The sequence below is a fragment of the Aminobacter sp. 01T433 genome, assembly GCF_056398585.1.
Map to the genome: position 1 here is coordinate 107970 of NZ_JBFTPR010000009.1, position 14248 is coordinate 122217.

Annotated in this window: 12 protein-coding genes and 2 tRNA genes; 3 read left to right on the plus strand and 11 right to left on the minus strand. The window is 61.5% G+C overall.

The features are described 5' to 3' along the window. Positions 1-14 precede the first annotated feature (14 nt). The 6 genes from AC1DLV_RS17325 to AC1DLV_RS17350 all read right to left on the minus strand — a co-directional run bounded on the left by AC1DLV_RS17325 (position 15) and on the right by AC1DLV_RS17350 (position 6973). Positions 15-2798, minus strand: a complete 2784-nt coding sequence (locus AC1DLV_RS17325; RefSeq protein WP_476801136.1) for a valine--tRNA ligase — start codon at positions 2796-2798, stop codon at positions 15-17. Between the two features lie 305 nt (positions 2799-3103). After that, the gene (locus tag AC1DLV_RS17330) at positions 3104-3838 is read right to left on the minus strand and encodes a PopZ family protein (RefSeq protein WP_476801137.1); all 735 of its coding nucleotides are present in this window, start codon (positions 3836-3838) and stop codon (positions 3104-3106) included. 234 nt (positions 3839-4072) lie between these two features. Next, the gene (locus tag AC1DLV_RS17335; RefSeq protein ID WP_476801257.1) at positions 4073-5449 is read right to left on the minus strand and encodes a TolC family outer membrane protein; all 1377 of its coding nucleotides are present in this window, start codon (positions 5447-5449) and stop codon (positions 4073-4075) included. Between the two features lie 168 nt (positions 5450-5617). Further along, positions 5618-6292, minus strand: a complete 675-nt coding sequence (locus AC1DLV_RS17340) for a protein-L-isoaspartate O-methyltransferase family protein (RefSeq protein WP_476801258.1) — start codon at positions 6290-6292, stop codon at positions 5618-5620. Positions 6293-6376: 84 nt separating this feature from the next. After that, positions 6377-6450, minus strand: a tRNA-Cys gene (locus AC1DLV_RS17345). A gap of 259 nt (positions 6451-6709) precedes the next feature. Beyond that, positions 6710-6973 carry a hypothetical protein gene (locus AC1DLV_RS17350; RefSeq protein WP_476801138.1) on the minus strand — a complete coding sequence of 88 codons (264 nt, stop codon included), beginning with the start codon at positions 6971-6973 and terminating at the stop codon, positions 6710-6712. Between the two features lie 198 nt (positions 6974-7171). Between AC1DLV_RS17350 and AC1DLV_RS17355 the strand changes: the two genes are divergently transcribed. Then, positions 7172-7246 (plus strand) — tRNA-Asn (locus AC1DLV_RS17355). A gap of 357 nt (positions 7247-7603) precedes the next feature. Here the strand turns inward: AC1DLV_RS17355 and AC1DLV_RS17360 are convergent. The 5 genes from AC1DLV_RS17360 to AC1DLV_RS17380 form a co-directional block, all read right to left on the minus strand. Then, positions 7604-8911 carry an NRAMP family divalent metal transporter gene (locus tag AC1DLV_RS17360; RefSeq protein WP_476801139.1) on the minus strand — a complete coding sequence of 436 codons (1308 nt, stop codon included), beginning with the start codon at positions 8909-8911 and terminating at the stop codon, positions 7604-7606. 183 nt (positions 8912-9094) lie between these two features. Next, entirely contained in the window at positions 9095-10231 is a 1137-nt protein-coding gene (locus AC1DLV_RS17365; RefSeq protein WP_476801140.1) for an NnrS family protein, read from the minus strand. A 274-nt stretch (positions 10232-10505) separates the two neighbouring features. Beyond that, positions 10506-10841, minus strand: coding sequence for a hypothetical protein (locus AC1DLV_RS17370; RefSeq protein WP_476801141.1), 336 nt, complete (start codon positions 10839-10841; stop codon positions 10506-10508). Between the two features lie 28 nt (positions 10842-10869). After that, positions 10870-11463 (minus strand): UbiX family flavin prenyltransferase, encoded by a 594-nt coding sequence (locus AC1DLV_RS17375; RefSeq protein WP_476801142.1) that lies wholly within the window; start codon positions 11461-11463, stop codon positions 10870-10872. Between the two features lie 17 nt (positions 11464-11480). Continuing rightward, on the minus strand, positions 11481-12968 hold the full coding sequence (locus AC1DLV_RS17380) for a UbiD family decarboxylase (protein WP_476801143.1): 1488 nt from the start codon (positions 12966-12968) through the stop codon (positions 11481-11483). 167 nt (positions 12969-13135) lie between these two features. Between AC1DLV_RS17380 and AC1DLV_RS17385 the strand changes: the two genes are divergently transcribed. Together AC1DLV_RS17385 and ubiT are read left to right on the plus strand one after the other, a co-directional pair. Then, complete coding sequence (locus AC1DLV_RS17385) at positions 13136-13564, plus strand: DUF6455 family protein (RefSeq protein WP_476801144.1); 429 nt, start codon at positions 13136-13138, stop codon at positions 13562-13564. 136 nt (positions 13565-13700) lie between these two features. Next, a complete protein-coding gene (ubiT, locus tag AC1DLV_RS17390; RefSeq protein WP_476801145.1) occupies positions 13701-14246 on the plus strand; it encodes a ubiquinone anaerobic biosynthesis accessory factor UbiT in 546 nt (181 codons plus the stop codon). Positions 14247-14248: the final 2 nt, after the last annotated feature.

A 14248-nucleotide genomic window follows, 5' to 3' on the forward strand; every position in this document is an offset into this window, starting at 1 on the left:
TTAACTTCGAATCGTCAGCCGGCGTCCCTGACGCGGGAAAGCGCGGTATCGAGCTTTCCCTGCAGCTGGCGATAGTCCTCGAGTTTTTCACGCTCGGCTGCAACAATCTCTTCGGGAGCAGAGGCAACGAACTTTTCGTTTGACAGCTTCTTGTGCAGTCGCGCGATCTCTTCGGTCGTCTTGGCAAGCTCCTTTTGCAGGCGCGCGGCTTCCGCACTGAGATCAATCAGGCTGCCGAGCGGCAGGCATGCGGTTGCCTCGCCGGCAACGATCTGAGCCGCACCCTTGGGTGCTGCCGCCTCATGCGTGATCTCGCCGACACGCGCCAGACGGGCGATTGCCGACTGATGACGATTGAGGCGCCCAAGCGTCTCTTCATTGGCGCCGACAAAGACCAGCGGCGCAATAGCCGCCGGAGGTACGTTCATCTCCGAGCGCACCGAGCGAATGCCGCTGACCAGATCGACCAGCCAATTGATCTCGGCGGCGGCCGCAGCGTCCTCGAAATCAGGCGCTGGCCAAGCAGCGTGGCAGAGCAGCGACGCCCGCTCCTTGCCTTCACCCGCCGTATGCGCCCACAACTCCTCGGTCATGAACGGCATCATCGGGTGCAGCAGCTTGTAGACCTCGTCGAGCACGAAGGCCGCAACCGCCTGGCTTTCGGCCTTGGCGGCTTCGTCTTCGCCCATGAAGATCGGCTTCAGCAGTTCGAGATACCAATCGCAGAACGTGTTCCAGACAAAGCGATAGGCTGCACCCGCCGCTTCGTTGAAGCGGTAGGAGGTGATCGCCGCCGTCACTTCGCGCGTCGCGCGGGTGAGTTCGGTCAGGATCCAGCGGTTGACCGTCAGCTTGGCGTCGTTGAGCCAGAACTCGTCATTACGCGCAACGCCGTTCATCTCGGCAAAGCGCGTGGCGTTCCACAGCTTGGTGCCGAAGTTGCGGTAGCCTGCGATACGGGCCGGATCGAGTTTTACGTCGCGACCTTGCGCTGCCATGATGGCCAGCGTGAAGCGCAAGGCATCGGCGCCGTACTCGTCGACCAGCTCGAGCGGATCGATGACGTTGCCCTTCGACTTCGACATCTTCTGGCCGCTCTTGTCGCGAACCAGCGCATGGACATAGACCGTGTGGAACGGCTCTTCTTCCATGAAGTGGAGGCCCATCATCATCATCCGGGCGACCCAGAAGAAGATGATGTCGAAGCCGGTCACCAAAACATCGGTCTGGTAGTAGGTGTCGAGTTCCGGCGTCTTGTCGGGCCAGCCGAGCGTCGAGAACGGCCAAAGCGCTGACGAAAACCAGGTGTCGAGCACGTCTTCGTCGCGCGTCAGGATCTTGCCGGGCTCGAAATTCTCAAGCTGCTCCTCGACCCACGCCTTCCACGGTCCGGCAAGGGCGAGATAGTGCTGGATCGCCGCGTCGAGCGCTTCTTCTTCGGTGCGCTCGACAAAGACGTGGCCGTCCGGTCCATACCATGCCGGGATCTGATGCCCCCACCACAGCTGGCGCGACACGCACCAGGGCTGGATGTTCTCCATCCAGTCGAAATAGGTCTTTTCCCAGTTCTTGGGCACGAAATTGGTGCGGCCCTCGCGCACGCTGCGGATCGCCGGCTTGGCCATCTCGGCGGCGTTGACATACCACTGGTCGGTCAGGAACGGCTCGATCGGCACGCCGCCACGGTCGCCATGCGGCACCATGTGCTTGTGTGGCTCGATCTTGTCGAGGAAACCGCCCTCCTCCATCATCTGGACGACCAGCTTGCGCGCCGCGAAGCGGTCGAGCCCGTGCAGCTGCGCCCACACGCCATCGCGCATTTCGCTGCGCTCGACACCTTCGAGGAACTCCTCGTTGTCGACGATGTTGATGTTGGCTTCGACGGTCAGGATGTTGATCGCCGCGAGATTGTGTCGCTTGCCGACCTCGAAATCGTTGAAATCGTGCGCCGGCGTGATCTTGACCGCCCCCGAACCCTTTTCCGGATCGGAATACTCGTCAGCAACGATCGGAATCTTGCGGCCAACGATCGGCAGGACCACATTCTTGCCGACCAGCGACGCATAGCGCTCGTCATCGGGATGGACCGCGACAGCCGTATCGCCGAGCATCGTCTCCGGCCGCGTCGTCGCCACTGTGATGTAGGTAGCAGGTTTTTCCGGATCGTAGACTTCGCCTTCGACCGGATAGCGGAAGTGCCAGAGATTGCCGTTGACCTCGTGCTGCTCGACCTCGAGGTCGGAGATCGCGGTCAAAAGCTTTGGGTCCCAGTTCACAAGGCGCTTGTCCTTGTAGATCAGACCCTGCTTGTGCAGCGTCACGAACACCTCGATGACAGCCTTGGACAGGCCCTCGTCCATGGTGAAGCGTTCGCGCGACCAGTCGCAGGAAGCACCCAGCCGCTTGAGCTGGTTGAAGATCATGCCGCCCGATTCGTCCTTCCATTCCCAGACGCGCTCGACGAATTGCTCGCGCGTCAGGTCACGGCGATGGATCTGCTTTTCCATCAGCTTGCGCTCGACCACCATCTGGGTGGCGATGCCTGCGTGATCCATGCCCGGCTGCCACAACACGTTCTTGCCGCGCATGCGCTCGAAGCGGACAAGAATGTCCTGCAGCGTGTTGTTGAGCGCGTGGCCCATATGCAGCGAGCCGGTGACGTTGGGTGGCGGGATCACGATCGTGAACGGTTCCGCGCCTTCGGCAGCACCCGCGCCGGCCTTGAAGGCGTCGGCGTCTTCCCAGGTCTTGGCAATCTTGGGTTCGACGGTCTTTGCGTCGTAGGTCTTCTCAAGCATCGGAATTGGTTCCGTTTGGTCCGGACTTTACTGGTCCGGTGTAAATCGGATGGGTGGGATCGAGTCAACCGTCGGGGCTGCAAGGTGTCGCAAACAGCGCGTGCAGCTTCATTGTTGCCGAACCCGATGGCAACCTCATGGCGGGCACCGACAGAACGAATTATTGCGGCTCATGGGTCGCCAAAGCGCATGACGGCGGCAAAGGCACTTCACCTTCGACATGCACCGTTCAGCGCAAGCCATTGACGAGGAATCGCAATTTCTGCGTAATGAAAGCCTATGGCTGTCTGAGGCGCCTTAGCCTGTCAGGCGCCGCGTGCCACGCGCTCGATCTCTTCACGTACCAGCCGCTCGACCAGCGTCGGCAGGTTGTTGTCGAGCCAATCCTGCAGCATAGGCCGCATCATCTCGGCAGCAATGTCGTCGAACGACTTTCGGCTGCGCGCCGCATACGCATCGTTGAGCTCGCCAAAGGCTGCCGACACCTGACGGCCTGCCTGCTCGGAGATGATCACCGGCTTGGCCGAAAGCGGCTCGTCGGCGGTTGCCGGCTCTGCGGGTACCGCAACGACCGGTGCCTCGACCTTTTCCAGTTCGCGTGGCGGCCCGGCCAGGCGTTCCATCTGCTCGACGGCCAAGGTGGATTTGGGCGTCCAGCTTGCTGCGGACGCGCGCACGGCTGCTTGTGCATCGAGCGCCGGCGCGGGTGTCTTTGCGACCAAAGGCGTCTTCGCTTCCATCGACGGCCAAAGTGCGGAGCTCGCTTCGTCGCCACGCACCGTATCGAGCTTGGCAGGAGTTGGGGCGATTTCGACGGGCTTCACATCGGCCGGCACGGTCTTGGTTGCCTGTAGTTCAGCTCTGAATGCCTCGACTTCGATGACATTGCGGTCGCCACGGTCGTCTTCCGGCTCCGGGCGCATCTGCTCGAAGTCAACTGCCGGACGGCGCCCGGTATCGTTGTCTTCGATGATCCTGCGGATGGAAGCGAGAATCTCTTCCATCGAGGGTTCGCGCTGAGCGCTGCTAGCCTGGGCCATCGTCACATCCGCCGCCTTCGTGACAGGTTACAAAACCCGCCCGTCGAAACGGGCTTCGAATCAGAGCCCAAGCGTAGCCTACTGATTCCTCTTCGAGAATCCCCAATCGGGCATGCCCGGCGATTTCAACAGATTACCAACCAGCGCTGCGACCTAGTCTTGGCCGGCAAATGAAAACGGGCGCCGCTCCATCGGAGCAGGCGCCCGCCTGAAATTCTGCAGTCGCTATGACGGTCAGCGGCCGTCCGGCGTGCGCAGGCCGTACCACTTGTCCTTGACAGCGTTGTAATGCTCTTTCGGCTCGTATTTTGTGACCTGGAGCCCGAGCCGCTCGGTCGACAGGTGGCCCGTAGCCGAAAGAATGGCGTAGCTTGCCACCACCGTGTCGCGCTCGGATGTCGCGAGGTTGATCTGGGCCGTAATGACGTCGGCTTGCGCGTTGAGCACGTCGAGCGTCGTGCGCTGACCCACATTGCGCTCCTCAATGACACCATTGAGTGCAAGCTGCTGCGCCGAAACAAGCGCGCGATTGGCCGTGACGCTCTCAAGAGCCGCGATGTACTGCGTCCAGGCAGCCGTCACTGCCGCCCGAACCTGGTCACGACTGACATCAACCTCGATCCGGGCCTGGCCCAGCGTTTCCTTTTGCTGACGCACGGTCGCGGCAACACGACCACCCTGATAGATCGGCACGGTCAAAGTGGCACCGATCGTTGCCGAGGCGGCATTGCCATCAGCCAGGGAGCCCGGCGAGGTATTGCGATAGGCCTGCGAAACGCCTGCGGAAGCAGACACCTGCGGCAACAATTGGCCTTCCGCCGATTTCACGGAGAACCCCGCCGCGTCGACAAGGTATTCCGTCGCAAGGATCGCCGGATGCTGTTCCGCTGCGATAGCGATCGCGCCATTGAGGCTTTTAGGCAAAAGCTTCGCGACGGGCGATGCCGCTTTCAAATTCTTCGGATCGTCTCCGACGATCTGGCGGTAGACAGCCGCGCTGGACTCGGCCTGGGCGCGCGCTGCAGCCAGCGACGCGACCGCAGCGGAGCGCGACGCATCGGCCTGGGCCACGTCGGTACGCGTACCCTCACCCACGTCGAAACGCGAGCGCGCTGCACGCACCTGCTCAGTCAGGAATTGCAGGTTGCGCTCCGTCAGCGCCGCAACCTGGCGATCGCGAATGACGTCCATATAGGCTGTTGCGGCATTGAACAGCGTTGTCTGCTCGGTGTTGCGAAGAGATTCGAACGAGGCTCGCACACGCGACTCTGCGGCGGCGACATTGTTCTTGGTCTGGAAGCCGTCGAACAGCGTCTGATTGATCTGAACGCCGAAAGACCCGACGGAAAGATTGGTGGTCAAACCCGACAGACGCGTTGTCGTATAGTCGATGCCTGCCGTAGCAGCGACCGTCGGACGCCAGCCTGACTTGGCGATGGCCACGTTTTCATCGGTGACGCGCACACCGGCGCGGGCCGAATTGAGCGATGAATTGTTCTGATACGCCTTTGACAGCGCGCCGAGGATCGTTTCCGCGGAGGCCGACAAGGGCGACAACGCCGTGGCGGAGACCAAGGCTACGGCAAACAAGCTTTTACGGAAAAACGGCAACACGCGTCCCTCATTCATTCTGCGGCGGACTACCTGAAGGCAGCCTAGAATGCCCCTCGCCGGATCCGACCTAAAGCGCCAATTCCAGACCAAATCAGTCCAGAATCAGACGCACTCGTGCGGCCCTTAGATCATCACGACACTCGATGCGCCGCAAGAAAAAGGAGATCAGAACTCAAATTCGCGTGTTCGATTGAAGCCCGGTAGTGGCTTAACTGCCGCATTAAAGGCTTTGCGGGCCGTTACTGTCGCTGCGTTCTTGAGATAAACTGCGGCAACACCGGCATTACCCCGCCCCTCGACAGCGACCAGCCGGCCGCCCTCCTTGAGTTGGGCAAGCAGCGCCTCGGGCACCTGCTCGACGCTGCCACCGACGAAAATGACATCGTATGGCGCCTGAGACGGATATCCGGCAGGCAGCGCCCCGGAGACGACGACAACATTGTCATAACCGAGCGAAGACAAAGTTTCGGTGGCACGCGCGGCAAGCGTCGCGTCGCTTTCGAGAGCGATCACCGAGCTTGCGAGGCGCGACAACACCGCGGAGGAATAGCCTGTGCCGCAACCGACATCGAGCACGAAGTCGCTGGACTTGATCTCGGCCAGCTGTGCCAGCTTGGCGAAAGGCGACGGCTCCATCAGATAGCGCGGCTGATCGGCATCGGCCGTCACGCCATAGCGCAGATCCTCGTCGATATAGGCAAGCTCGCGCTGGCCGTTGTCGACGAATGCCTCGCGCGGCACCGAGAGCATGGCGGAAAGAATGGCGGCGTCGGTCACGTCGGTGGTGCGGACCTGGCCGTCCACCATCTTCACACGACGTTCGGAAAAATCAGCGTTCATGTTCAACTGGGCCCGCCTTCAGCGCGTGACGCGCAAAATATGACTGCACCCGAATGGGTCCTCGGCGGCGGTTGCCGAGGAAGCTGGAGGCCTCGCCCGGAATCGAACCGGGGTGCAAGGATTTGCAGTCCTCTGCGTAACCACTCCGCCACGAGGCCTCGCCGCTTCGGGCGTCTACACGGCTCCAATAGGTTGCCAGGATTCCGACGTCAAGCGGGGAAGAATCTTTCCCGCTGCTTTTGAATGAGGGAACCTTGCAGGAATCGGTGGCGCAGACGCTCTCGCGAATCCCTGGGCTCAACCTGCAGGCCTTGCCCCAAAGCAAAACAAAGCGGCTGCGGCGCTCTCTATGCCGGCCATTGATGAGTCCTTCGAGAATCCCAGGTGGTCCCTGCGATTCCTGCCTGCACAGAGCGCTTAGTTCGCCGGGCGCTTGCGCCTTTCCCACCAGACGATCAGCTTGCGGCGCACGCGACGCACGACATGGAACTCGTGCGAAAGCATCAGCAGGCCCAGCGGAATCATCCAGAAGCCGAGCACCGGCAGGAAGCCGAGCAGGCCAAAGAAGCAAAGCGCAATCCCCAGCCCGATCCGCACGCCGCGCGAGCGCGGCATGGCGAATTCGCGGCCGAAGACCGAAATCTTCCGCCTTGGGGGCTGCTGAGGTCTTTGCCTGATCATTATCCCTGCATATCCGCTGATCCGTCTGCGCCCGAATGCCGCGCCAATCCGGCGAAAGCCCTTGCGAAGCTGTCATATGAGCGCGCTTGGTGGCGATTACCAGAAAGGTCGTGGGGAAAAACTTCGAAAAAGAACGATTACCTCTTTGCAAATCACAAATGCCTTTGCTATAGCCCGCCTCGTTCACATGAGCCCTGTTCCCCGGTAGCTCAGTGGTAGAGCAACCGGCTGTTAACCGGTTGGTCGCTGGTTCGAATCCGGCCCGGGGAGCCACCTTTTCCAAAGCGTTGCGAATTTGAGAATTGAGCCCTCCGGGGCAATCTACAGCAGATCTGCATAACGACAATTCGCTACGCCTCGACCTGCATGGCCAGAGCGTCAAGCGGCAGGCGGATCATCGACGCCGATTGGGGTTACCTCAACGGCGCGCGGCTTGAACGAATCGCACCTAGACCGACGGGAACCGGGAATCACCAGCCTGAGAGCTTGCGGCGTGCTATTTGAAGGCCAGCTGGCGCTTCTCGACCCGCCTGCTCCGGCGGTGTCCACTGCCCGACCACTTACGTTCCTGTCACACCGCTTGGCTGAGCGAGCTTTCAGAGAGCGTTCTCGGCTCCACAGGTGATGCTGCTACAAAAGGCTCGTCACGATCATCGCGACCGCCGTGACCAGCATCACCGCCGTCGAAAGCCAGCCGAATACCAAAAGCGTGCCACCGATGGTTTGCTTGCCCATCATACGAGGCTGCACTGACATCAGCATCATCATGACCATGATCGGAACCGCGACAACGCCGTTGATGACAGCACTCCAATACAAAGCCCTGATCGGATTGATCGGGGTGAAATTCAGCCCCACGCCGATCAGTGTCGCAACAGCAATCGTCGCATAAAAGGCCTTGGCGTCCTTTGGCTTCCGATCGAGCCCCGTCGGCCACCGCAGGGTCTCCCCAACGGCATATGCCGCCGAGCCGGCGAGGACCGGCACCGCCAGAAGCCCGGTACCAACGATGCCAAGCGCAAAGATGGTCTCGGCCATCATACCGGCTACAGGCTTGAGAGCTTGGGCTGCTTGGGCCGAGCTTTCGATATCGGTGATGCCGTTGGCATGAAGGGTGGCAGCAGCCGTCACCATGATCGCCAAGGCAACGATGTTGGAAAAGCCCATGCCCACAAAGGTGTCCAGACGGATCCTGGCTTCGGCATCCGCCGCCTGCTTCGGCGCGGTTTTCAACGCCTTCCGTTCAGGAATAGCCTTGATATCCTCCACCTCTTGCGAAGATTGCCAGAAAAAGAGGTACGGACTGATCGTGGTGCCCAATATGGCGACGATGGCCGTCAAATAATCCTTGTCGAGCGAAAGATGCGGAACAAGGAAGCTCCGCGCCAATACGGACCAGTCGATTTTGACGAAGAACAGCGTGGCGATATAGGCGAACAGTGCAAGCGTCAGCCATTTCAGGACACCAACGTAGCTTTGGTAAGAGAGGTAGACCTGCATCAAGACGCAGATAGCGCCAAACACCAGGACATAGGCGATCTGGGGTCCGCCGATCAGCACGCGCACGGCATCGGCCATCGCGCCGATGTCGGCCCCCAAATTGATGATGTTTGCGGCGAGCAGCAGCGACACGCAGACATAGACAATGGCATTCGGGTAGAATTTTCTCAGATTTCCAGCGATGCCCCGACCTGTAGTGCGTCCGAGACGCGCACTGACAATTTGAACTGACACCATCAGCGGATATGAAAAGAGGAGTGTCCAGGTCGGGACATATCCGAACTGTGCGCCCGTCTGGGAATAGGTGGCAATGCCGCTGGGGTCGTCATCGGAGGCGCCGGTGATCAGACCCGGGCCCAAGGCCTTGAACCATCGCGTTCGCTGGACGTCCGAGCGGGACTTATCCGCACTTTTGCCAGCGCCTACCTTTTTGGACATGGATCCAATTCACGATTGGCGGAGACAATGGAATCCGCGCCATGCTTCGGCAGCGATTGCCGCCAACTCGCAAAGGCCCGCCGGCGGCGGGCCTTTGGCTGTCAGCAAACGAACTCGCGCGAAGATCGTTCCTGAAACGCAGGAAACCACCTCACGTCGGAATCTGCGCGCCGCTTGCGAGAGTTACAAATCGCGAAACAAGAGCATCCGGCGGAAGGCGGCAAGAAACAGAGCAAAGGCCGCGATCCATGAAATGGCTGCAAGCGTTGTAAAAAGCGCAGCTGCGCTCGGAAGCAGCTCGACCAACAGGCGCGACAGAGCTGAGAAGAAGATCAAGGCAAACGCTGACGTTGCCGGCCTTGAAGGCGCAAAGGCGCGGCCGGCATGCTTGCGGATCATGCTCGCCATGATCGCGAGCCCCATGGTGGCGACCGCACCGATCATCCAGGCATGGATGGCAGCCGCCCGCCCGATGTTCTGCGGGGCCAGAATATGGGCGGCCAGAAGGGCAAAGCCGACAATGATCCAGGCATATCCGACGTGAAGTGTCAGAATTGCTGGTGATGCGACGGTTCGCCAAGCACGCCATTGTGCCAGGCGCACTGTATGTGCGCAGGCCGCTACTGCGCAGGCGACGCCGGTTAGCAGCGCATGCGGCATGGCGATCCATCCGACCAGAACGCAGGCCGTGGCAGCAGCGGCCAGCCGCTCGACGGCGGCCGGCGAAGCGATGACGACCCCGCCACCACCTCTTTCGATATAGGCTTCGGTCAAGGCCGGAACCACCCTGCCCCCGATGATCGCGACAAGGCTCACGACCGAAGCCAGGGCCATCCGCAGCGCGATTTCCAGTTCACAAGACATGGCCGTGAGCGCGATGCTGGCGCAGTAGATGAACAGCAAAAGCACGATCTTGAGGTTGCGCCTGTCACGAGCGGCAATCACCGGCCTCGCCACCAAAACCGCGAGCCAAAGAACAAACAGGGCAAACAGAACCAACCCGCCGTCAGGTCGGACGAACAGGAACGTCGCGCGACCTGCCAGCCACAGCGCTGCCAATGACTGGACAACACACCTCGATACGGGTGGCCGCCGCGTCCAGCGCGGGAGTGCGGTAAGCAGGAAACCGGCCAGGATGGTCGGAACCGTACCGAACAGCAGCACATTCCGATGCCATTCATTGGCGGGCATCCCAAGCGGAGCAAGGAGCTGCACTCCAGACATCGGCAGCGCCCAGATCGCCGCCCCAAGGATTGCGTCCAAGGCAGCGAGCAGGAAAAACGGTCGGAAGGGTGCGCGCATCCTGACCGCCGCTTTCATGACCAGATCCACGACCTGATGTTTTCATCGGCCCGGTTTCGGCGGCCGCACGACGTCGAATCTTGCTCCAGCACAAACAAGCGTCTGATGAAGCCGCTATGATGGCCACTGGCTTTCCCACGCGGCAGCCCGGCATTCGAGGCTGCGGCGGTCGCTGTCGGCATAGCCGGTCGGCGCTCCGACAGGATGGTGGTACGGGGGCGTTTGGGTTGCCACCGCCGCAAATATGAACTGCTGAAAAGGGAAAAATCCGGCCATGAAAAGCACCTCTCAGTCAGGTGGCGGCAAACACGTCGAACAGCGCCAGGGGACCACAGTTGCCCGGCGCCTGGCGAACGTGTTGAAGGGTGTCGAACTGGATTGCGACTGCCACGGCCGCCTCGACCAGGCGCTGGCTCGCTTTGAAACATTGGAAATTCGACGGGCCGCGCGCGAGCAGCTTGCCAATGCGCGTCTGCAGCGTGAGCGGATCGAAGCTGTTCTCTATTTTCTGCGGGAACTCGACGAACTGGTTGCGACTGAGCAGGACCACAGCGCCTACACCGAAATCGCGTTGCTCTTTGACGACATCGCTGCCGCCGCAAACAACGGCGCTCTTTCGATGCGGCATCTGTCGTCGTGTCCACCCTCGACCCCGGCTAAGCCCTAGGGCGCAGCGATGAACCCTCCTCGCCCCATCGCGTGAGTTCACTGCCGGGGTCGATGCCGGCCCAATTGACGAGGCGCGCGGCGATCTCGCGCACCATCTGCTCGATGGACGATGGCCTGGTGTAGAAAGGCGGCACCGGCGGCGCGATGATGGCGCCCATGCGTGCAAGCCTGAGCATCGCCTCGATATGGCCTTCATGCAGCGGCGCTTCGCGCGGCGCGACAACCAGGCGGCGCTTTTCCTTAAGGGTCACGTCAGCGGCACGGGTCAGGAGATTGTCGCCAAGGCCGTGCGCCATCGCGGCCAGCGTGCGCATCGAGCACGGAACGACGATCATGCCGTCCGCCCTGAACGATCCGCTGGCAATAGGTGCTGCAAGATCGCAGGCAGAGTGGACGTGGCTTGCGGAGGCGGCAAGACGGTCAAGCCCATCTTCGCCCAGCTCGTGCGCAATGCTGGCCCGCGCGCCTTGAGAAACCACAAGATGGGTTTCAACGTCTGCTCCGGCGAGTTGGCGCAAGGTTTCCAGCGCGAGAATGGAGCCCGACGCTCCCGTGACGCCGACGATCAGTCGCTTGCTCATTTTTGGTCCAATTCCGCTCATTGTGGAAACAAGTCTCGCCATCGCGCAGACACCTGCCGTTCGACCTCTGCCGACATGCTAAGTTGCTTTCCCCACGCGCGACGGGTTTCCGCACCGATCTTGCGCGTGGCGTCCAGACCCAGCTTGCCGCCAAGCCCCTCCAAAGGAGAGGCAAAGTCGAGCTGGTCGATGGGTGTCCGGTCGACCAGCATCAGGTCGCGCGACGGATCCATCCGGGTGGCGATCGCCCACATCACATCCGGCCACGATCGAATGTCGATATCGTCGTCGACCACCACGACTAGCTTGGTCATGGAAAACTGCGGCAGCAGCGACCAGAACCCCATCATTACGCGCCGCGCCTGGCCGGGATATTTCTTGGCGATGGAAACCACGGCGATACGATACGAGCAGGCCTCGGGCGGCAGCCAGACATCTGCAATCTCGGGGATCTGCTGGCGCAGCAAGGGCTTGAAGACCTCCAGCAAAGCTTCGCCAAGAACGGAAGGTTCATCAGGCGCGCGTCCGGTGAAGGTTGTCAGGTAGTTGGCGTTGGCGCGGACGCGGATGCGCTTGAGACGAAAGACCGGGTAATGCTCCGGCGCGTTGTAGTAGCCGGTGTGGTCGCCGAACGGTCCTTCCAGCGCGGTCTCTGTCGGCGAAACCGTGCCTTCGAGCACGATTTCAGCATTTGATGGCACATGAAGAGCAAAGCTTTTGCACGGCACCAGCCCCACCCGGCGGTTGTTGATCAGCCCTGACAGCGCCAGTTCCGAAACGCCCTCGGGTGCCGGCATCACTGCTGCCAGCATCGTGGCGGGGTCAGCGCCGATCACCACCGCCACCGGCATGTCCATGCCCCTTGCCGCCCACTGCCGGTGATGCGCCGCCCCGCCCCGCATCGGTAGCCAGCGCAGGATGGCGCGATCGCGGTCGAGCACCTGCATGCGGTAGATGCCGAGATTATAGGCGGCCGGATCGTCATCTCCCGGTGGGCGGGTAACAACCACCGGCCAGGTGATGAGCGGCCCCGCATCCTCGGGCCAGCAGGTCTGGACTGGAAGCTGCGAAAAATCCGGTTCCATGTCGTGCCATGGCATTGGCCCCCTCAAGATCTTGGGCCGCGCCGTCAGTGCACCGCGGGCGGCTGGCAGGAGCGAGCGCGCCTCGCCAAGGGTTCGCGGTGCCTGCGGCGCCCTCATCCACGCCAATAGCGCGCCGAGCGTGGAAAGGCCTTCGCGCGTGGTGCCGAGGCCTGCCGCGACACGTTCACAAGTGCCGAACAAGTTTGTCACCACCGGCATGGTCGAGACGCTACCGTTTACAGCGGTTGGCGCTGCGAAGCGCAGCACCGGCCCGCCTGCCGCGATGACACGACGATGTATCTCGGTCATTTCGAGATGCGTGGAGACGGGGCTGCTGACCTGCTGAACGTCACCTTGGCCCTGGAGATGGTCGAGAAAGGAAGCGAGGTTGGAAAACGGCTGAAGACTGCGCTGGTGCATGGTTGAAGGCGATCCGGTCCGTCCGGGACAGCGGACGCGGCTCCTATCCCATGCCGATCCATGGCCAACTTTGATCCAGGACAAAGAACCGGCAAGGCGATTCCAGTACGAAACGGTCAAGTGGCGGTTTTGGTGTCCGCCGCATTCTAGGACGAGGAGGAAGCGTCATGAGCATTCCGGCACCCGAAAGTTGGGAAGTGTGGCATTCTGCGGTTCTGGCCTACAAGGACTGGAAACAGCGACGCGCGGCCATGCGAGAGATCAATGCTCTCGAGCGCCAGGAAGGGGAGCGTGTTCTCGGCGAATGCGGCCTGACGCGCGCCGAGCTCGCCATCGCCATGCGACACACCTTCGCGTCCACTATCCTGCTCCCCGAGGCCATGCAGTCGGTAGGCGTCGATCCGGACGCTTTCGCGACCCGGCATGCAGAATGGAACCGCGACATGCGACGCACCTGCATGATGTGCAGCCAGCGCAGTCACTGTTCCGACCAGCTCGCTGCCGCCAGTTTCGCCAAGCGCTATCGCGAGTTCTGCCCCAACCGCGACAGCTTCGACGAAATGGCAAAGCTCCATGGCAATGAGGCGCATAGCTAGCGTTCTGGGCTAGCGCTCTGGCGCAGGCGCGCGAACCGGAAAGATTCGCGCTCCTCTTTGCTCCCCGACAAACAAGCACTCCGCTCGGGCGCCTATGACACTCCGGTCAATGTGCGACAAAAGCATGGAGTGTCGGGTGGCAACTAAAGCCGTTGAAGGAGAATTGCCTGGGTTCGCCCGGCACCTGTTCCCAAGTATCGTGGGGTTGCCGCTCGGGCCGCTGCTGACATTTTCACTGCGCGGGCTCGCTCGGCGCAGGCCGCAATTGTTCGATCGGCTTGGCGAACACCGAACCGCAAGCTTTCTGATCGATCCGAGCGACCTCGCATTTTCCTTCGTCATCGTCCCCGATGGAGAAACGTCCAGCGTCCGTGTCGTAGGCAAGCGCGACGACACGACGTCCAGCGTGGCGATCAAGGGCCCCATCCTGATGCTGCTCGGACTGCTCGACGGCACGCTGGATGGCGACGCACTGTTTTTTCACCGCATCATCTCCGTCAGCGGCCGAACCGAAGCGGTGGTCGCTCTTCGCAACGCGATCGAGGATGCGGAGCTTCGCCCTTCGGATCTGCTTGGACTGCGCGGGACGCTCGCTCGCCTTGCCGACAGGGGCATTCTGGGCGGGCTAAACGCTGCCCGGCAATGGGTCGGCGGCCAGAAGTCCATGGAGGAGGCGCTATGACT

Excerpts from the sequence above, each read along its gene's own strand:
- AC1DLV_RS17350 (WP_476801138.1), bottom strand. The coding sequence starts at position 6,973 with ATGATCAGGCAAAGACCTCAGCAGCCCCCAAGGCGGAAGATTTCGGTC.
- AC1DLV_RS17365 (WP_476801140.1), bottom strand. The coding sequence starts at position 10,231 with ATGAAAGCGGCGGTCAGGATGCGCGCACCCTTCCGACCGTTTTTCCTG.
- AC1DLV_RS17340 (WP_476801258.1), bottom strand. The coding sequence starts at position 6,292 with ATGAACGCTGATTTTTCCGAACGTCGTGTGAAGATGGTGGACGGCCAG.
- AC1DLV_RS17385 (WP_476801144.1), top strand. The coding sequence starts at position 13,136 with ATGAGCATTCCGGCACCCGAAAGTTGGGAAGTGTGGCATTCTGCGGTT.
- AC1DLV_RS17330 (WP_476801137.1), bottom strand. The coding sequence starts at position 3,838 with ATGGCCCAGGCTAGCAGCGCTCAGCGCGAACCCTCGATGGAAGAGATT.
- AC1DLV_RS17380 (WP_476801143.1), bottom strand. The coding sequence starts at position 12,968 with ATGCACCAGCGCAGTCTTCAGCCGTTTTCCAACCTCGCTTCCTTTCTC.
- AC1DLV_RS17360 (WP_476801139.1), bottom strand. The coding sequence starts at position 8,911 with ATGTCCAAAAAGGTAGGCGCTGGCAAAAGTGCGGATAAGTCCCGCTCG.
- AC1DLV_RS17375 (WP_476801142.1), bottom strand. The coding sequence starts at position 11,463 with ATGAGCAAGCGACTGATCGTCGGCGTCACGGGAGCGTCGGGCTCCATT.
- AC1DLV_RS17325 (WP_476801136.1), bottom strand. The coding sequence starts at position 2,798 with ATGCTTGAGAAGACCTACGACGCAAAGACCGTCGAACCCAAGATTGCC.
- AC1DLV_RS17370 (WP_476801141.1), bottom strand. The coding sequence starts at position 10,841 with ATGCCGCATCGAAAGAGCGCCGTTGTTTGCGGCGGCAGCGATGTCGTC.